Source organism: Streptomyces sp. NPDC006551 (assembly GCF_040611675.1).
In the GTDB taxonomy this organism is placed as follows: domain Bacteria; phylum Actinomycetota; class Actinomycetes; order Streptomycetales; family Streptomycetaceae; genus Streptomyces.
This window is the reverse complement of sequence record NZ_JBEXOT010000053.1, coordinates 25,353-43,771: the sequence shown is the minus strand read 5'-3', so window position 1 is coordinate 43,771 and position 18,419 is coordinate 25,353. Positions and strand designations below refer to the sequence as shown.

17 protein-coding genes and 4 pseudogenes are annotated in these 18,419 nt (G+C 70.3%); 13 read left to right on the top strand and 8 right to left on the bottom strand.

Annotated features, from left to right (window positions below; translation table 11 throughout):
• Positions 1 to 233 (bottom strand): annotated as a pseudogene (locus tag ABZY12_RS30625) (ATP-dependent helicase); the annotation flags it as partial.
• A 305-nt stretch (positions 234 to 538) separates the two neighbouring features.
• Positions 539 to 742 (bottom strand): cold-shock protein, encoded by a 204-nt coding sequence (locus ABZY12_RS30620; protein ID WP_030693997.1) that lies wholly within the window; start codon positions 740 to 742, stop codon positions 539 to 541.
• 454 nt (positions 743 to 1,196) lie between these two features.
• On the opposite strand from ABZY12_RS30620, the gene ABZY12_RS30615 reads away from it, so the two are divergent.
• The 7 genes and pseudogenes from ABZY12_RS30615 (at position 1,197) to ABZY12_RS30585 (ending at position 10,314) form a co-directional block, all read left to right on the top strand.
• Entirely contained in the window at positions 1,197 to 1,607 is a 411-nt protein-coding gene (locus tag ABZY12_RS30615) for a VOC family protein (protein WP_356896018.1), read from the top strand.
• 112 nt (positions 1,608 to 1,719) lie between these two features.
• Positions 1,720 to 2,004: pseudogene (locus tag ABZY12_RS30610) on the top strand (AraC family transcriptional regulator); the annotation flags it as partial.
• Positions 2,005 to 2,115: 111 nt separating this feature from the next.
• Positions 2,116 to 2,553, top strand: coding sequence for a DUF1801 domain-containing protein (locus ABZY12_RS30605; protein WP_356896016.1), 438 nt, complete (start codon positions 2,116 to 2,118; stop codon positions 2,551 to 2,553).
• A gap of 106 nt (positions 2,554 to 2,659) precedes the next feature.
• On the top strand, positions 2,660 to 3,118 hold the full coding sequence (locus ABZY12_RS30600) for a MarR family winged helix-turn-helix transcriptional regulator (RefSeq protein WP_356896014.1): 459 nt from the start codon (positions 2,660 to 2,662) through the stop codon (positions 3,116 to 3,118).
• Positions 3,119 to 3,396: 278 nt separating this feature from the next.
• Positions 3,397 to 4,266: a hypothetical protein gene (locus ABZY12_RS30595; RefSeq protein ID WP_356896012.1), complete on the top strand. Its 870-nt coding sequence runs from the start codon at positions 3,397 to 3,399 to the stop codon at positions 4,264 to 4,266.
• Between the two features lie 484 nt (positions 4,267 to 4,750).
• Positions 4,751 to 6,766: a M14 family zinc carboxypeptidase gene (locus ABZY12_RS30590; RefSeq protein WP_356896010.1), complete on the top strand. Its 2,016-nt coding sequence runs from the start codon at positions 4,751 to 4,753 to the stop codon at positions 6,764 to 6,766.
• Entirely contained in the window at positions 6,766 to 10,314 is a 3,549-nt protein-coding gene (locus tag ABZY12_RS30585; RefSeq protein ID WP_356896008.1) for a S8 family serine peptidase, read from the top strand. Before ABZY12_RS30590 ends, ABZY12_RS30585 begins: the two co-directional genes overlap by 1 nt.
• Before the next feature lie 238 nt (positions 10,315 to 10,552).
• On the opposite strand, the gene ABZY12_RS30580 is transcribed toward ABZY12_RS30585, so the two are convergent.
• The 4 genes from ABZY12_RS30580 to ABZY12_RS30565 form a co-directional block, all read right to left on the bottom strand.
• Positions 10,553 to 10,822, bottom strand: a complete 270-nt coding sequence (locus ABZY12_RS30580) for a hypothetical protein (RefSeq protein WP_356896006.1) — start codon at positions 10,820 to 10,822, stop codon at positions 10,553 to 10,555.
• A 33-nt stretch (positions 10,823 to 10,855) separates the two neighbouring features.
• Positions 10,856 to 11,122, bottom strand: a complete 267-nt coding sequence (locus tag ABZY12_RS30575; protein WP_356896004.1) for a hypothetical protein — start codon at positions 11,120 to 11,122, stop codon at positions 10,856 to 10,858.
• 123 nt (positions 11,123 to 11,245) lie between these two features.
• Positions 11,246 to 11,455: a hypothetical protein gene (locus ABZY12_RS30570; protein ID WP_356896002.1), complete on the bottom strand. Its 210-nt coding sequence runs from the start codon at positions 11,453 to 11,455 to the stop codon at positions 11,246 to 11,248.
• Between the two features lie 4 nt (positions 11,456 to 11,459).
• Complete coding sequence (locus ABZY12_RS30565; RefSeq protein WP_356896000.1) at positions 11,460 to 12,014, bottom strand: DUF5994 family protein; 555 nt, start codon at positions 12,012 to 12,014, stop codon at positions 11,460 to 11,462.
• A 280-nt stretch (positions 12,015 to 12,294) separates the two neighbouring features.
• Between ABZY12_RS30565 and ABZY12_RS30560 the strand changes: the two genes are divergently transcribed.
• The 6 genes from ABZY12_RS30560 (at position 12,295) to ABZY12_RS30535 (ending at position 17,251) form a co-directional block, all read left to right on the top strand.
• Complete coding sequence (locus tag ABZY12_RS30560; RefSeq protein ID WP_356895998.1) at positions 12,295 to 12,786, top strand: DUF5994 family protein; 492 nt, start codon at positions 12,295 to 12,297, stop codon at positions 12,784 to 12,786.
• 204 nt (positions 12,787 to 12,990) lie between these two features.
• Positions 12,991 to 13,347, top strand: a complete 357-nt coding sequence (locus ABZY12_RS30555; protein WP_356895996.1) for a PRC-barrel domain-containing protein — start codon at positions 12,991 to 12,993, stop codon at positions 13,345 to 13,347.
• A 31-nt stretch (positions 13,348 to 13,378) separates the two neighbouring features.
• Entirely contained in the window at positions 13,379 to 13,546 is a 168-nt protein-coding gene (locus ABZY12_RS30550; protein ID WP_356895994.1) for a hypothetical protein, read from the top strand.
• A 343-nt stretch (positions 13,547 to 13,889) separates the two neighbouring features.
• On the top strand, positions 13,890 to 15,239 hold the full coding sequence (locus tag ABZY12_RS30545; protein ID WP_356895992.1) for an ice-binding family protein: 1,350 nt from the start codon (positions 13,890 to 13,892) through the stop codon (positions 15,237 to 15,239).
• A 151-nt stretch (positions 15,240 to 15,390) separates the two neighbouring features.
• Positions 15,391 to 16,122: a DUF5819 family protein gene (locus ABZY12_RS30540; RefSeq protein WP_356895990.1), complete on the top strand. Its 732-nt coding sequence runs from the start codon at positions 15,391 to 15,393 to the stop codon at positions 16,120 to 16,122.
• Positions 16,123 to 16,198: 76 nt separating this feature from the next.
• Positions 16,199 to 17,251: an HTTM domain-containing protein gene (locus tag ABZY12_RS30535; protein WP_356896021.1), complete on the top strand. Its 1,053-nt coding sequence runs from the start codon at positions 16,199 to 16,201 to the stop codon at positions 17,249 to 17,251.
• Between the two features lie 226 nt (positions 17,252 to 17,477).
• On the opposite strand, the pseudogene ABZY12_RS30530 reads toward ABZY12_RS30535, so the two are convergent.
• Together ABZY12_RS30530 and ABZY12_RS30525 are read right to left on the bottom strand one after the other, a co-directional pair.
• Positions 17,478 to 17,891 (bottom strand): annotated as a pseudogene (locus ABZY12_RS30530) (MarR family transcriptional regulator); the annotation flags it as partial.
• 135 nt (positions 17,892 to 18,026) lie between these two features.
• Positions 18,027 to 18,233, bottom strand: a pseudogene (locus tag ABZY12_RS30525) (helix-turn-helix domain-containing protein); the annotation flags it as partial.
• Between the last annotated feature and the right edge of the window lie 186 nt (positions 18,234 to 18,419).

Genomic DNA, 18,419 nt, shown 5'->3' with positions numbered 1-18,419 from the left:
GCGAACGCCTGGACGGCGGGCAGCGCGGGGGTGATCGTCCGGGGGAGCGTGAACTCGCCCTGCACCGCGGCGGGCCGACGGCCGTAGCCGCCGGAACGGCTGGGTGAGGCGGAACGGCCGGGAGCGGCGGAGCGGCTCTGGGCCGAAGAGCCGAACCGGTTGCCCCGTCCGGCGCTGCCGCCGGTCCGGGTACGGGTGTCGGAAGAGCGGTCGTTCGTGCGTGTGCGGTTCATACGGAACCTTCCTCGATGCGGCGCATATCAAGGAATTCCCGCAGCGGATGTGCAGCACGGAGAATTGCAAGAATGGCCGAAATGGAACGCGAAAGCGAAACTGGCCGGCGCGAGATCATGCGGGCGCAGATGCTGATGTGGCGGTGCGGCTCTGAAAAGGAGTGCATGGCCGGAAGGGGTGACCGCGTGCGACGAGGCGGCGGGCCCCTGGAATCATCCGCAGGTGAAACCACTGCGGGAAACACGTGCAGCTGGGGCCCGCACCCCGAAGGATGCGGGCCCCAGCTACGTAGTACGCGTCAGCGTCAGGCGGGAACGATGTTCTCGGCCGTCGGGCCCTTCTGGCCCTGCGCGATGTCGAAGTTCACCTTCTGGCCTTCCTGCAGCTCGCGGAAGCCCTGGGCGGCGATGTTCGAGTAGTGGGCGAACACGTCGGGGCCGCCACCGTCCTGCTCGATGAAGCCGAAGCCCTTTTCCGCGTTGAACCACTTAACGGTGCCAGATGCCATGTTCATATCTCCTTCGGGGCAAACCGGCATCCACACTGCGCGGATGCCGTGTCGCCGTGATGATTACCCCACCCGGAAATACCGGAAATACAAAAGCACTCTCAGCGGCGTGGAAGCCGGCCGAGGGCACTCGAAGTTTTTGGGAACCACAACTGCAACTGAGATCGACAGTAGCACGCCACGGCGGCGAGTGCGCGTTAATGCGCCCGCTATGTCGTTGCGGCAAAAACTCTCACCGCGGGGTCCGTCAAACCCTCACCGGGTGGTCCGGCAAACTCTCATCTCGCGGACACAGATATCTATTCGTACGGAAGGAAGTCGTGGCGAGAGGCCGCCCGCGCCACAGGGGTCACGCGGTCACGGTCACGGTCGCGCAGGTGCGGGTGAACGCGGCGGGCGAACCGGTCAGGAATGGAGAAGCGTCGGCGGGCGAGCCGCGCCTAACGTGACGGCCATGGACATCACCATTCACACCAGCTCCCTCCCGCACGACGACCCGGACGCCGCCCTGGCCTTCTACCGGGACATCCTCGGCTTCGAGGTCCGCAGTGACGTCGGACAGGGCAAGATGCGCTGGATCACCGTCGGTCCCGCCGGCCAGCCCGACACGTCCATCCTCCTGGCGCCGCCGGCCGCCGACCCCGGCATCACCGAGGACGAGCGCCGCACCATCACCGAGATGATGGCCAAGGGCACCTACGGCTGGATCCTGCTGGCCACCCGGAATCTCGACGCCACGTTCGAGAAGGTGCAGGCCGCCGACGCCGAGGTCGTCCAGGAGCCGACCGAGCAGCCGTACGGCATCCGCGACTGCGCCTTCCGCGATCCCGCGGGCAACCTGATCCGCATCCAGGAGCTTCGCTGACATGTCCGGCCCACGGCGAGGCCCCTCCCCCACCCTCGCCGTCCGCCTCGGGAGGTGACCGGGGCGCTCGCGGGCATCGATGCTCGTGGACATCGATGAGAGGAGTTCTCGCATGTGTCATCCCGCATGGGGGCGCGCACGCATCGCGGCGCAGCGCCTGAACGAGCTCGCGCGACTGCGCCGCGTCCGCGACCGGATCGACCGGGAGTACGCGCGGCCGCTGGACGTCGAGGCGCTCGCCCGGGGCGTGAACATGCCGGCCGGGCACCTCAGCCGCCAGTTCCGGCTGGCGTACGGCGAGTCGCCGTACACGTACCTGATGGCGCGTCGTATCGAGCGCGCGACGACGATGCTGCGTCGTGGCGACCTCGGCGTCAGCGAGGTCCGCTCCGCCGTCGCCGCCCCGACCAGGGGGCAGCGACCGATCAGTTTCGGAGAAGCCCGGCCCGGGGGCCGATCCCTAGCATGAGACAGACCCGATCACGCCTTGCACGAGGGGAGAACCGCGATGAAGGACACGCAGACGTACGACGGTTTCACGGACGAGGAACGGGAGGCGATGAAGGAGCGCGCCAAGGAGCTGAAGGCGTCCTCGCGCCGCGGCGGGGCCAAGGCGGACAAGGAGAGCGAGGTGCTCGCGAAGATCGCCGAGATGCCGGAGGCGGACCGCGTCCTCGCCGAGCGGATCCACGCCATCGTCAAGACGGAGGCGCCGACCCTCGCGCCGAAGCTCTGGTACGGGATGCCCGCGTACGCCAAGGACGGCAAGGTCGTCTGCTTCTTCCAGAGCGCGCAGAAGTTCAAGTCGCGGTACGCCACCCTCGGCTTCAGCGACCTGGCGCACCTCGACGAGGGCACCATGTGGCCGGCCGCCTACGCCCTGACGGAGCTGACCGCCGCGGACGAGGAGCGGATCGGCGCCCTCATCAAGAAGGCGGTGAACTGACGCCGGCCCGCGTGATGGGCCGGCCGAAGTGGCTTGACCTCAACCTTGGTTGACTTTCTACGGTCGTTCTCGTCGAACCAGCTCCCGTACAGACGGAGGACCGGCCATGGAGTACTCGCACAGCGACGCCGAACTGATCCAGCAGCCCATCGGCTACTGGAGTTGGGCGGCCTACGACGCTGTCGTCACGCGCATCCGAACCGTCCTCGCCGGGATCGGCGTCAGCCAGCCGCAGTGGTGGGTCCTCGCGCAGGTGGCGCGCAGCGAGGACGTCAGGACCCGCGAGGAGGTGTCCCGCCTCCTCCGGAACTACCTCGACACGGGTGCGCACACCATGGAGTCGGAGATCGACGACGCCATCGTCCAGGGCTGGATCACCGAGGACGCCGAGGGGCGCCTGGGTATCACGGCGGAGGGCAGGGAGCTCTACGGCAGGGCCGCGGCGCTCCAGGACGAGCTGTGGGCGGAACGCCACGCGGGAATCTCCGACGAGGAGTACGTGACCACCCTCAAGGTGCTGCAGCGATTCATCCACAACACGGGCGGGCACGCCTGGCATCACTAGGCCCTGTCCGAACCAGGCCTGCCCGAACCAGGCCTGTCCGAACCATGCCTGCCCGAACCAGCCCTGCCCGACGGAGCCGCGGTCGCGACGCCGTGCGTGGCCGACGAGCGGCATTCACGTTCGCCGCATCACCCACGCAAACCTTTGCGGCAGCATCACAAGGGCTGCGCACCGCCGTCCTCGTGTACCGCTAGCGTTACTGGCCGTTCGATCCCGCGTGCGAACTCGAAAAGGTCGCCGGCGTCCTTGGCGGCGCAGTCACCACAGGAAGATCGCAGATGGACTACTGCTCCTCGTGCCGCCGGAACCTCAACGGGGCGCTCGTGTGTCCGGGGTGCGGCGCCTACGCTCCCGACATCGCCCCGCCCGCCCATCGCGTCCACAGCGTGGTGCCGTCCCCCGCGACGACGCACGAGGTATGGCCGGCGACGGAGGTTCTCGCTCCGGGGCCTTCCACCGGCGCCCGTCACTCCGCCGCCGCGGCGATCGGTGACGCCGCTTCCGAAGGCGTGGTGGCGGATGGCTCGGACAGCGACGCGTCCGGTGACCTCGAAGAAGGCGCCCGTACGGGGCAGGGCCGGGCGGCTCGGCGGCGCCAGCTGGCACGTTGGAAGAAGCACCGGCGCCGGGCCGTGGCCGCGACGGCCGTCGCCCTTGTCGGTGGCGGCCTCACCATCGCCGCGATGCCGTCCACCCGGCCGTCCACCAGTCACGCGCTCGCCGCCCCGCCGCCGGAGCCGGTCACCAAGCCGGCCGCGCCGCAGACGGCGGCTGCGGTCGCGCCGCAGGAGCAGCCGGACAGGCCGGTTGCGCACGAGCCCGGCACCCGTTCCCGTACGGCCGCCCAGGAGGGGAACACGGCCGTCGCCACGCCGTCCGCTTCGACGACGAACCGGCAGCCCCGAACCGTCACCACGACCGAACCGTCCGCGCCCCGGAGTGCGGCGCCACGCACCGCACCGGCGTCGGTCGCCCCGGCGGTGGACACCGGGACCGCCGACGCCCCGCCCCCGGAGACGACGGCGCCCGTCACCGCCGAGGAACGCCCCGCGGACTCCGGCACATCGCTCCTCGGCCTCGTGCCGACCTCGGGGACGGACCCGGCATCGCCGACGCAGGTCTGCCTGATCGGTGTGTGCCTCGGCTGATCGCCTCGTCGCCCCGGTGGGGTGCCGTGAGGAGACGGTGACGACGACGTCGGTCGGCGGAGTGATCACGAGTACGGCGGCGGTGTTCTCACCCCCGCCGTGGGCCGATCGGGAGCCCTGAGCGCTGAGCCCCCTACCCAGGCCACGAGCCCGGGGCCCAAGGCGCGAGGGGCGTTCGCGGCGTTCCCCGGCAAGGGTCCGGTACGCCCTTCACGGTGGGCGGCGGCCGCCGGAGGATTGCCTTCCGGATCTTTCGCGCAACTGCTCGTGTCCATGCCATGACGTGCGGTATGTTCCGTGCGCCTCCCCCCATGGATCGGGCAACGCCCGGTGAAACGGCAGCCCACAGGTGTGCCGTGCCCACCCGGCGGAGCTCCTTGTGACAGGAGTTCATGTGGTCGCTTCATCCCGACGATCTCGTAGATTCAGGGCGATCGCCGTCGCCGTCACCGTGGCCGCCGCGGCCGGTGGCGGACTGCTCCCCGTGGGTACGGTGCCCGCCGCCGCGGCGGAAACGTTCCGCCCGCAGCTGGTGACCGTCGACACCCCCACCCGCGCCGACAAGGACAGGCTCGTGGCCCTCGGCCTGGACCTGACCGAACACGCCGGACACGACTACGTCGAAGTCGTCCTGCATCATGCCGGCGACGCCCTGACGCTGCGCGCCGCCGGCCTCGACTGGCAGGTCCGCATACCCGACCTGCTCCGCCGCGAATCCGACGTCAACGCCGCCAACCGCGCCTACGCCGCCGCCACCACGACGTCGCCCCTGCCCTCCGGACGCGACACCTACCGCAGGCTCGCGGACTACAACGCCGACCTCGACCGCCTGGCGGCCCGACACCCGGGAACCGTCCGTAAGTTCGCCCTGCCGTACCGCAGCCTCGAAGGCAAGCAGGTGTACGGAGTCGAGATCGCGGACCGCGTGGCCGCCGTCGACGACGGCCGGCCCGTCTTCGTCATGCTCGGTCTGCACCACGCGCGCGAATGGCCCTCCGGCGAGCACGCCGTCGAGTTCGCCCACGACCTGGCCAAGAACCACGGCACCGACGAGCGCATCACCGCCCTGCTGAAGAAGGCCCGCGTGATCGTCGTCCCCGTCGTCAACGTCGACGGCTTCGAGAAGTCGATCAACGACGGGCAACTGGTCGACCTGCGCACCGTCGACGAGGGCGGCACCGGCTCGATCCTGGCCACGCCCGGCAACGCGTACAAGCGCAAGAACTGCCGCGTCATCGACGGCCTGTCCCCCCTCGCCGGTGAATGCGGGCTCGTGAGCAGCCCCGGCGGCTTCGGCGCGGGCGTCGACCTCAACCGCAACTACGGCGGCTTCTGGGGCGGCCCGGGCGCGGCCGCGGAGCCCGTCCAGGCCACCTACCGCGGCGCCGCCCCCTTCTCCGAGCCGGAGACCCAGAACATCCGCGCCCTCGTCAGCGGCCGCCAGGTGACCGGGCTGATCACCAACCACACCTTCTCCAACCTGGTGCTGCGCCCCAACGGCGTCGCCCCCGACACCATCGGCCACGACGGTCTGCCCGTCGGCGACGCACCGGACGAGCCGGCGCTGAAGGAGCTGGGCGACCGGATGGCCGCGCAGAACGGCTACACCAGCCAGCACAGTTGGGAGCTGTACGACACGACCGGGACCACCGAGGACTGGTCGTACAACGCGACCGGCGGCTACGGCTACACCTTCGAGATCGGTCCCGACGAGTTCCACCCGCCGTTCCCCGAGGTCATAGACGAGTACCTCGGCGCGGGCGCGTACGCGGGGAAGGGCAACCGCGAGGCGTTCCTGCTGGCCCTCGAGAACGCCGTCGACCCGCGGGCGCACTCCGTCATCACCGGCAAGGCGCCCGCCGGGGCCACCCTGCGGCTGAAGAAGACCTTCGCGACCCCCACCTGGGCGGGCGTCATCCAGGACACGCTCGACACCACCCTGACCGTCGGCGCGGCCGGTTCGTACACCTGGCACGTCAACCCGTCCACCCGGCCCGTCGTCAAGGCCCGCCAGACGCGGGTGATCGCCTCCGAGCCGCTGAAGCGGCAGTCGTACACCGGCACCACCGCGCCCACGCAGGCCACGGACCAGGAGTTCACCGTCGACCGGGCCGCCGACCTCCTCGAAGTGAAGCTCGACTGGCCGACCCCCGACGACCTCGACCTGCGCGTACTGCGCAAGAACGCCGACGGCACCCTCACCGAGGTCGGCGGCTCCGCCGGATCCGTCGGCGTGAAGGAACGGGTGCTCCTCGACAGCCCGGCGCAGGGCACGTACGTCCTGCGGGTCGAGAACTGGGCCTCCGCCGCGCCCTCCTGGACGCTCACCGCCTCCCTCTACGACGCGACCGAGCAGCAGACCGGTGGGCTCGTCGAGAACTGGACCCTCTCCTGCGAGAAGAACGGCACGGTCCTTGAGCGCGTGCCCGTCGTCGTCGACCGGGGCGGGCACGTCAAAGCCGACCTGAAGACCTGCGCGAAGAAGTGGAGCGACGGCTGATGAAACGCGCCTGGTCCACCCCCGCCTGGTTCACACCCGTCCGGTCGACACCCGCCTCGTTGACCCCCGCCCGGTCGACACCCGCCTCGTTGACCCCCGCGTGGTTGATGCGCATCGCCGTCGGCACCTCGCTGGCGCTGGCCATGTCCCTGTCCCCGGCCGCCGTCGCGGCCGAAGCCCCCGGTGTCACCGTCGGCACGGTCGGCGGCCAGACGGTCGTCGACGGTGCGGTACGGCAGCCGGTCAGCGGCACCGTCGACGTGACGGGCACCGCCCGCACCGGCGCCCCCGGCACACCCGGAGAACCCGCACCGGTCCACGCGGACGCGGGCGACAGCTCCTTCGTCACCGCGGGCGAGAAGGCCGTGCTGATCGGCAGCGCCTACGGCGGCACCGCGCCCTACACCTGGGCCTGGACCGCCGCGCACGGCACGCTCGCCGACGCGGACGCGGCGAGCGCCGCCCTCGACACGACGGGCCTCGCCCCGGGCACGTACGAGGTGAAGCTCACCGTCACCGACGCCGCGGGCGCGGTCGCCACCGACACCGTGAAGGTCGCCGTGGGCGAGGAGACCCGCCGCGACCTGCTGAACGAGACCAGGACGGACCCGACCCCGGGCACCTTCCCCACCGGCCAGACCGTGGAGTTCCCCTTCGACGTCCCGTCCGGCGTACGGTCCCTGGACGTCACCCTGTCCTGGAAGACCACGGCCCAGGACTACGACCTGCGGGTCACCGACCCGTCCGGGACGGCGGTGGCGAAGTCCGAATCGTCCGGCCACCCGGAGAACACCTCCGTCGACTCACCCACACCCGGCACCTGGAAGGTCGTCGCCGTCAAGTGGGCGACCGTCGCCGACGAGCTGACGGCGCGCGTCGTCGCCCGCACGGGCACCGCCGACCCGAGGCCGGTCGTCACCTCCGGAGGCCCGTACGCCTTCGAGACCGGTACGGAACAGCGGCTCAGCGGCACGGTCACCGGCGGCACCGCCCCCGTCGCCACCGCCTGGGACCTCGACGGCGACGGAAACTTCGACGACGGTACGGGCACCTCACTGAGCGCCCGGCTGCCGGACGGGCGGCACCTGGTCACCCTCAAGGCCACCGACGGGGCCGGCCTGGAGCGGCGCGAGACGACCTCCGTGCTCGTGGGCGCCGCCGACCGGCTCGACACCGCGCCTCCGGTCACCGTCATCGGCATCGCCGACACCGGAATCAACCCGTACCACCTGGAGTTCTCCGCCCGTACCTACCCCGACCCCGACGTCCTGGCGCTGACGAGGAACTTCACCCGCCACCCCTCGGAGTACATCCCCGGCTACCCGGCCTCCGCCCGCGCGCTCCCCGCCACCCTCGACAAGGGCTATCTGCCCGCCGAGGACAAGGAGCTGTGGACGAGCACCCGGGTACCGGGCGGCACCCTGCACTGGATCCCCGGCACGAAGATCATCGGCGCGTACTCGGCGAGCCTGGACGGCGCCCACCCGGTCCTCGACGACAACGGCCACGGCACCGGCTCCGCCTCCGTCTCGGCGGGCAACCGCTACGGCTACTGCCCCAGCTGCCTCCTCGTCATGGTCGAGGGTCTCGACGAGACCGTCGCCACCGCCTACCCCTGGGTCGACATCACCTCGCACTCCTTCGGCTACGTCGGCGGCATCCCGGCCGGCCCGGTCGTCAGCGGCGAGGAGGTGACCAAGGCGGCCGCCGAGCGCGGTCAGACCGTCCTGTTCGCCGCGGGCAACGGCGTCGGCAACGCCTTCGACGTACCCGTCAGCACCTGGCACTCCGACCAGACCGGGCCCGACTGGAACATCACCGTCGGTGCGCTGCGCCGCAACGACCAGCGGGCCGTCGTCGGCGACGGCATGCCCGTCCACCTGTCGTCCTGGGGCATCGGCAGCCTTCCCTCCGCCTGTCACACCGGCGTTCACTGCCAGGACCAGTTCAGCGGCACCTCCGCCGCCACCCCGTACACGGCCGGTGTCTTCGGCACCACCCTCCAGCGCGTCCGCGAGACCGTCGGCGACCCGCGCGCCGGGCAGAAGGGCGGCCAGGTCGTCGCACAGGGCACGGCCGTTCCCGAGAGCACGTACCTCCACGACGGCCGGCTCACACGCGCCGAACTCCGCGAGGCCGTCCTGAAGAACGCGTATCCGCTCGGGGCGGACAACCCGCCCTCCGCGACCTGGCCCGTGGGCTCGCCCCACACGCCGGGCAACGTCCTCTTCGAGGGGTACGGCGCCGCCACGCCCGAGACCGCCCGCCGCGCCACGGACGTCCTGCTCGGCCGCGCCCTGCTCCCCGAACGTCCCGTCGAGGACGACTTCTTCGCCGCCGACCGCGCCATCCGCGACAGCATCTGGGGCGGCTACGACCGGGACGGCGACGGTACGGACGACCCGGCGCCGCTGCCCACCGGGATGTCGGCGGACCTGACCGACGTCGCCACGCCGACGGCCGCGCTGGACGTACTGAACCGCACCCTCAAGGCCCGGGCGCGTGCCGACGCTCCGGCCCAAGCCCCTTATTCCGCCAGCTCATTCACCTACCACCTCCACCAGCCGTCGGACTGCTCGGCCGAGCGCACCATGGACCGCACGGACCGGGCGGGCGACGCGGACGGCTGCGCCGTCGGCGACACCCTCTCCGCCGCGGCCCCCTACCTGCCGACCGCCGCGCACCCCGCCACCGACACCCTGACCGAGCCGCTCGCCGCGGGCTCCGAGGCACGGGCCGAGCTGTACGTGAAGACCCGCGCCCCGGCCGCCCTGGTGGGCCCGACGGTCGTCCTCCACGCCACCGACCGGGAGATCGGCCGCGGCAAGGCCACCACCCAGCCGGTCACGGGCGCCTGGACGAAGCTCACCATCGAGTTCGAGACCACCCGGCACGCCTTCACCGGGGAGCAGCTCACCGTCCAACTGCTCTCCGACACCACCGCGCTGCTGATGGTGGGTTACGAGGGCGACCACGCCACGAAGCTGTCCCTGGACCCGGCCCCGCTGCCCCCGTCCGGCCTCGAGTTCGGCGTCACCCTCGCCGCACCCGCGGACGGTACCTCGGTCACCGAGGGCGAGACCGTCGTCGCCGGCGGCCGGTTCGCCTTCCCCGACCTGGGCACCGACCCGGAGGGCGTCGGCGGCCGCCCGGAGACCCACCGCGTGCAGCTGTCCGTCGACGACGACAGCTTCTCCGCACCGGTCTCCGCACGCCTCGACGACACCACAGGCACCTGGCGTGCCGAGGCCGGCCGCCTGCCCGTGGGCGACCACGTCCTGTACGCCCGCGCCGTCCGGGACGGCACGCCGTCCCCGGTCACCCGGACGAGCTTCCGGGTCACCCCGGACGCCCGCGTCGAATGGCAGGTCGTCCCCCGCAACACCCCTGCCGACCCGACGGCCTGGCGCCCCGCCGAGGGCCTCACCACCTGGTCGTTCCCCCTGACCACCTCCACGTACGGCACCGGCCACCACACGATCGTCGTCCGCCTCCTGGAACACGCCACAGAAACGGCCCGCCACTCGACCCGCGCCCGCTTCCGCTGACGCGGTGACCTGAGAAACGACGCAGGCCCTGGTCTCTGACCAGGGCCTGCGTTCGATGGCGTCGGCCGCGTGGGCCTCATGGCGGCGGTCGTCACAACGGCCCCAGCGCATTCACTCCGCCAGGGCCGCCCTTCCGGATCGTCACACGTGAGAGTGCTCGATCCACGTTCAATTGTACGACTGCGGGCCGTCGGCGCCGGGCTGAGCCGTGGACGGGGCAGCCCTCGGACGGTCCGGCTCAGCCGCGTTCTTCTTCGGCCTCCATGCGGCGGATTCCCTGGTGGGTGAGGGAGACCATCGCGGGTGTGTTGCCCGGTTCCCAGTCGACGGTGATCAGGCCCTCGCCGGCCAGGTAGGTGCAGGCGGCGGCCAGGTCTTCCTCCGGGATGTGGAGGTCGTTCCGCAGCTTCCGCCCGGGGACTCCGAGGAGGCGGTTGCCCTCGGTGGCTTCGTAGAGGGCGGTCAGGACCCGTTCGCGGTAGACCTGCCGCTCGCGGAGGGTCGCCATGATCGAGTCCCTTCGTTCGTAGGAGTCCGGCCCTCAGACTTCGTCGTCGTGGGTGCCGGTGCGGGTGGAAGGTCTGCTGGTGGTGAGCCAGGAGCGGGCGGGTTCCGCGGCGGTTTCGGTGTCGACGGTGAGGTGGAGGCGGGTGCCGCCCTCGGGAACGGGGTAGCTGCGTTGCTCCGTCCCGGCGAAGCAGCGGCGAATCACTTCGGCGACCGCGCGGGCGGCTTCGGGGGTGGCGGCGACGATACGGATGTCGGCGTGTCCTGCCTGCGGCAGGGGCTCGTTCTCGGCGGGGTACAAGGCGGTGTGTTCCCTTTCGGGGCGAAGCGAGAGGCCGGCGGGTGGGTCGTTCCCGGTGTCGGGTGCCCCACCCGCGGCCTTCGATCGGAGGAGTGGTCTGGAATTCGGTCGAGTGGTCTGGAATCAGGGCCAGGTGCCCGTGAGCCTGCGGCCGGGGACTTGCCCTGTCGACCTGGGGTTGCCGTGGCCGGGTGGCCGGCTGATGGCCGGGAAGGGGTCGCTGAAATGGTAGGCCGCGATGCGTGCGTCGTGCTGGGCGTTGAGCCGGTGGATCAGGCGCATGCCGAGCGCGATCAGGAGGGCGCCTGCCGCGAGCGTGATCAGGGTCTCCATGTCGTCATCTCCGCGTGTTCCCCGGCAGGGGGATCATCCGCGCGCCGACGACCGGGTGCCGGAGGGGCCTCGGGGCGGTCCCTCCGTCGGTCTCCCAGGCGTCCTCCCGGCTGCCGGCGTCCCGCTGACGGCGGCCGGTCGCGGTTTCGTCGGACAGCAGCACACCGGCGGTGAGGACGCTGCCGGGGACGGCTGCGGCAGCCATGAGCCGGGCGGCTGTGGCGGGTTCGGTCTCGGGCGGGATCACCAGCAGGTCGCAGCGGCCGACGGTGTAGGAGAGCAGGATCACCTTGTCGGGGTCCTGTTCGGTGAACCAGCCCACGTGCACGGTGTGCCCGGTGACAGGAACCTTGTGCGGGACGACGGGCCAGCGCGTGGGGTTCACGGCGACGCGTGTGATGCGTCCGAAGCGGTCCTCCAGCGCGTCGACCAGGGCAGGAAGCTGGGCTTCGAGGTCACGTGAAGAAGGCCACCACGCGCCGTCCAACAGGCCGGTGAGGGTGGTCTTCGGTGTCAGCGACAGGCGCGCCGAAAGCGGGGGAGCGGTCGGGGTGGTCATGATCGCGGACCCGTCCCCGGGCCGCCCGCGGGCGGCCCAGTGTCTTGATCGCCGGAAACGACGTCCGCGTGGGAGCGGGTGTTCGAGTTACTCCCGGTACATTCAGCCTACTCCGCCCCGGGGTCCGACGAGCGTGTGCCGACCGGTCGCTTTCCGCCGGGACCACCGCCCGGCCCGATGGTCGCGGGCGAAAGGGCAGGCGCGCGGAGTACCGTGAGACCACGGCGGTAGTTCGCCGGCCATGAGGTGTCGGCGCCCCGCACGAACAGGTGATGCCACCATGGCCGAATCCGACACTCCCACCCCTCGGAAGCTCCTTCCGGACGAGATCCACCGAGCGGTGAGGCCCGGCACGGCCCTGCTCCGGCTGCAGACGACGCACACTCGCGAAGGCGTCCTCGACGGCGCGTGGTGGCCCCGCTCCCGGGACATCACGGCCGAGCTGCCCGCCCTGATCCAGGTGCTCACCGGACACCTCGGCCCTGTCACCCGGGTCGGCCTCGACACCGCCGCCTGGGAGGACGTCCCCACTCGTGTGGTCGTCGACGGCCGTGTCGTCCACCTCGACTCCTTCCCGGTCGGCGACGACACCGTACTCATCACCCGTGGCGACAACGACCACTTCGCGCTGCTCGTCGTCCCGCCGGACACCTTGGCCGACGCGGCGCGCGTGGCGATGGCCCGTGCGGTCGACGCCGACAACATCACCGAGGCCGCACAGATCCTCGTCACCCCCGTTCCCGGGACCGAATCGTCCGACTCGACCCGGTGAACCCGTGGGAGGCGGCCCTCGGTTCGTACGAGCGGACCGTAGACCCGCACGCGAAAAGGCGGCGGAGGGGGCGCCCGATGCGTCTGGCGGTTCCCGCGCTCTGGGGGGGGGCCGGGGCGGCTTCCGGGTTGGTGCCGTAGACGGTCAGGAGGCAGGCTGGGAGGGGGCACGTCGCCAGGCAGGACCCGGCCGGAGGAGCTCAGGATGATCGAGATGGCGGATATCCGTGAGTGGCGTACACAGGGCGTGATGGACGCGGGAGGGCACAAGATCGGCGTGTTGGAGGCGATCTACGTGGACACCAGCACGGACGAGCCGGCCATGGCCACGGTCCAGATCGGTCTGCCCACCCACCACCGGCTGGTCTTCGTCCCGCTCGACGGGGCGGTCGTCGGGCCGGGCTATGTGAAGGTCGCCCACGACAAGGCGCTGGTGAAGCGGTGCCCTTCGATCGGCACCGACGACGTGCTCCCCTTCGAACAGGAGGGGGCCGTTTTCCAGCATTACGGCCTGCCCTACCAGCCGGGGCCCAACGGCGAGCGGCAGCTGGCCCGCCGCTGAGTCACCCCGCCCGACCGAGGAGGTGTGCTTCGTGGTCCTCTTTCTGGCCGTGCTCATTGTCGCGATGGTGCTGGGCATCATCGGCGCCACCGCTGACGGGCTGCTCTACCTGTTGATCATCGGCATCGTCCTGCTCGCGGCGGACATCGTGTATTTGGGAATGCGCCTGCGGCACTCCCGACGCTCCCGCCTGCGCTGACCCGTCAGGCTGGGCGGTGGGCAAGTCCCTCGCCTGTGATCCGGCCGACTGCGACGGGGTAAGCCACGGCTTGCTCCGGACCTGGATTACTCGCTGCGAGCTCAGTGGTGATTCCTTGAGCCAAAGGACAGTGGGCGATTCGGATTACCCCTCACGGCCCATTCGTCATCCCTGACGGCGTTTGCTGCAGGGGGTGGCGTCATCAGCGCTCACTGGAAAAGGGGCCGGCCGAGTTTCCGTGAGAAGTCGTGGAAACGGTATTCGGTGTCGGTCTCGCTTTGCCTGGTAAGGGGCTTGGGGTGTAGTCGAGACGGCCATTCAGCCCATTTGTCATTTGTCATATATGCCGCACGGCGCGAGCGGAAATCACCCCGATGAATCCTCACCCGAAGCCGATTTCTGCGTAATATGCCAGCGACAAGAATCGGCGATTCTGCTGGCTGGAAACCGCCGAGTTTGCCACCACCCCACAGGAGTTGGCTTCTCGATGACGCTGAATGTCCCTGACGCGCTTCAATGGCGCAGAATGTCGGCCTGGATGGCCGCAGTGCTCGCTGTATTGATCTCCGGTGTCATGGTCGCTGTGACGCCGACGCAGGCAAATGCCGTCGCCACGCCTGTGCCTCTTGGTACGGCAGCGGACTTCGCGGTCCTGGCCGGTTCGGAAATCACCAACACCGGTCCCTCTGTGATCACCGGTGATATCGGTGTGCATCCGGGGACGGCGATCTCCGGATTCCCGCCCGGCCTGGTGATCGGGGAGCAGCACTCCGCGGACGAGGTGGCTGCCCAGGCCAAGACCGACCTGGTGGCGGCGTACGACGACGCGGCCGGTCAGGACACGGACGCCGCTCTCCCTCCGGATGCCGGCGGTCTGACGCTGGTCCCGGGTGTCTACACGGCGGCTTCCACTCTCGGACTCACCGGCACCCTCACGCTGGACGCGCAGGGCGACCCCAGCGCCGTCTGGGTGTTCCAGGTCGGCTCGGCTCTGACGACGGCGTCCGGCAGTGACGTGGTCCTCGTCAACGGAGCTTCGCCGTGCAATGTCTTCTGGCAGATCGGTAGTTCGGCCACCCTCGGTACCAACTCCACCTTCGTGGGCAACATCCTGGCCATGACCTCGATCACCGTTACGACGGGGACGACCATCGACGGACGGGCGCTGGCCCGGAACGCCGCGGTGACGCTGGACACCAACACGATCAACCGCGGGACGTGCGCCGGTGGCACCGGCGGGACCACGGGCGGTGTGATCACAGGTGGTGTGATCGCGGGCACCACGGGCGGTACCGCGACGGGCGGTACCGCGACGGGCGGTACCACCGGCGGTGTGGTGGGCGGCGTGCTCGGCGGTGTGACGACGGGCGGCGTGCTCGGCGGTGTGACGACGGGCGGCGTCGTCGGCGGTGTGCTGGGTGGCGTGACGACCGGTGGCGTCATCGCGGGCACCACAGGTGGGACGACGGGCGGTTCCAACGGCGGCACGACGGGTGGTTCCAACGGCGGTACGACGGGAGGCATTCCCAAGCCGCCCGGGAAGCCGAAGCCGCCCCACGGCGATCACGGCCACGGGAAGCCGAAGCCGCCTCACGGTGATCACGGCTACGGCGATCACGAGAAGCCCGGCGAGCAGGTCGGCTACGGCAGCGACGAGTGCGGCCTCCCCCCGCAGTGTGGGGCGAAGTGGTGACTCGCTGTAGATCCCTTCGGCGGACTGGCTGACCACACAGTCGCCGGAGACGGGTGGCGCGCGGCGGATCCTCGTGATCCCGTCGCGCGCCCCTCGTGGGAGCTGGAAGAAGCAGGTACGAGCAATGGGAACGGGAAGGCCGGGTGGGGCCGTGCTGGGTGACGTCGAATCAGCGGAAGTGAAGGAAACCGAGGGCCCCGGCGAGGCGCTGTCGGCGAGGAGCGGCAGCGCCGACTCACCGGCGCCGCAGAGTCGTTCAGGTCCTCCGGGCCCGCTGAAAGCGGGGGTGGGCGCCGCCGTGGTTCTGTGTCTGGCGACGACGCTGATCCATGTGCTCCTGGTCTTCCTGCATGTGGCGCCGGCCAATTCCGTCTCACAGCGCTACACCCCGCAGATCGACGCATGGGTCTTTCCGCTGTTCGAGCAGAACTGGCGGCTTTTCGCCCCGGACCCGGAGTCGGTCAACCGGCAGATCTCCGCGAGGACCATGCGGACCGCGCCCGACGGCACCGTGCAGGTGAGCGGCTGGCTCGACCTGACCGAGGTGGACGCTTCGGCGGTCGAGCACAATCCCTTCCCGAGCCATACGACGCAGAACATGCTGCGCCGGGCCTGGAGCTCCTACCTCGAAACGCTCGGCGGCGACGACCGGCCGCGCTCCGAACGAGCGTTGATGATCCAGACGTATCTCCGCAACATCGCGGCGGATCGGGTCGCCGCCCGTCGTGGCGGCACGTTCGACGCCGTCCAGTTGCGCGTCGTCACGCTGCCCATCGCCGCCCCGGGCACAGCAGGTGCCGCCCGTCCGGCAACCGCTGCCCCGGTGCCTGTCGACACCCGTTACCTGCCCTGGTGGAAGGTGGCCCCCCGTGGAACGAACTGAACAGACATCGGTCGCGGAAGCCACGCCGTCCCGACACCGCACTTCGCTGACGGGCGCACGCGTCGCGCGCGGAGTACTGGACCGGATCGCCGCGGCCTTCAGCCTCCTGATCGACCGGCCGGTCTCCCTGTACGCCGCGGCGGTCCTGCGCATCGGGTACGGACTGCTCTACCTCGTCTTCCTGCTGCGCGAGTTTCCGTACCGCGACCAGATCTGGGGCCCCGGTTCACCGTGGACGCATGCACTGGCGGAGCAGCTGTTCGACCAGACGGGTTGGGCCAGCGTCCTCACCCTTTCCGACAGCCGGGTGTACTTCGAGGTCTGCTACGCGGCAGCCGTCGTCACCTCCGCGCTGTTCATGTTGGGATGGCGGACCAGAGCGGTGTCCGTGCTGTTCGCGGTCGTGGTGGCGTCGTTCCATGCCAGGGCGATCTTCATGACGGACGGCGGGGACAATCTCATCCTCCTCATGGCCGTCTACCTGGTCTTCACCGCGTGCGGCCGACACTGGTCCCTCGACGCGCGCAGGGCACGGCTACGGGCTGCCACGGCCCGGGGCGCGCGTCTCCCGCTGGGTGCGGGAGCGGGCGATCTCCTGCACCAGCTCGGCGACGCGAGGCGGACGTTGATCACCGTGCTGCACAACTGCGGCATGCTCGTCATCGCCGCCCAGGTCTGCTTCCTCTACGGATCCGCGGGCCTGTACAAGGTGCAGGGTGGTACGTGGGGCGATGGAACCGCACTTCACTACGCTCTGAACCTGGACCTGTTCCAGCCCTGGCCCGCACTGTCCCAGATGGTCGCCGGGCACGACGTCCTGATCACCGTGGCCTGTTACGTGACGGTGCTCCTGCAGGTCGCCTTCCCGTTCGTCCTGTTCGGCAGGCTCAAATACCCCGTCCTGGTCATGCTCCTGACCATGCACGTGGGGATCGCGGTCCTCATGGGTCTGCCCCTCTTCTCCGCCGCGATGATCGTCGCGGACGCTGTGTTCCTGCCGGACCGCTTCTACCGCTTCCTGGGGCGGCTGTGGCGGGTCAGCGTCCGACACGCTGGTGCCCGTGGGACGGCGGCCTCGCCCCGGCTGACGTCCGCGCCGGTACCGACGCAGGCCGGACCGGCCGGCTGAGCTCACAACGAACTCGGTGTCGTCGATCCAGTCGGATTCGGCGAGCCGGGACTGGAGATCGTGAGGTCGAAGGTGTCGCGGGCGTGGCGGCGACCGAGCTCTTCGAGTTCTGTGCCGCTCCAGTGGGTGGTCGCGGCTCGGACATCGATCGGGCCGGGGTACGTCAAGGCCGACTACGGCCCGGCAAGGCACTGCGGACCACGACCGTGACCGACAGGACGGCTGTCTATCCGCGATCCGACGTTGGCGTGGCGGTGTCACCCGAAGGCGTTTCGGGTTTCGTGTAGAGGACCTCGCGGGCCTGCTCCGCGGCGCGGAGGATGCTCTCGCTGATGAAGTCACTGAAGCGGGCGATGTTCTCCAGGCGGGCGGCGGCCGGTGTGCCCCGGCCGAGGACGCCGACGCCCTGCCGTGCGGTTTCGGCGACCTGGGCGACGCCGCGGGCGCTGGCGATCGTCGACTGGTACCAGACGTCGTCGTCGACGAAGTAGCGCTCGCGGCGGCGTTCGTCGCGTTCCCGGCGGATGAGGCCCTGTTGCTCGAGGAACGCGATCGCTTTGGAGACGGACGCCGGGCTGACCTGGAGGCGCTGGACGAGTTCGGACGCGGTGAGGCTGCCCGCGTCGGTGGTGAAGAGGCACGTCAGCACCCGGGCCATCATCTTCGGCACACCCTGTTGCATGAAGAGGGTGGTGAACGTCTCCTCGTACTCGCGCACGGCCTCCGAGTCGCGCCCGTGGGCCTGCGCCGGCGCCCCCTGCCCTCGGGGCGCTGCCGGCCTGCGCCGGTGGGCCCGGCGCTCGGTGGCGCGGTGCGCCAGATCGGCGCGGTAGGCGGCGGGGCCGCCGTTGCGCATCACCTCGCGCGTGATGGTCGAGGTGGGGCGGTCGAGCCGCCTGGCGATCTCCGCGTAAGCGAGGCCGTCGGACAGCCCCAGGCCGATCTGCTGGCGCTCCTGTTGCGTGAGCCTGCCTCCGGGCATCGCCGGTCTCCCTTCGTGCTTCCTTGGACGCCTTCACTGTAGCGTTCAATTCCAAGCTGTTGCAACGCTCAGGAGCCTGACGTTGCGTTATCTGCGTAGCGGTTGCAACGATATTGCTGCTGTGACCTGCATTGATGCTGATTTTGCGCAACGAACTTGTTGCCGATATGGCGAACGCAACGTAGC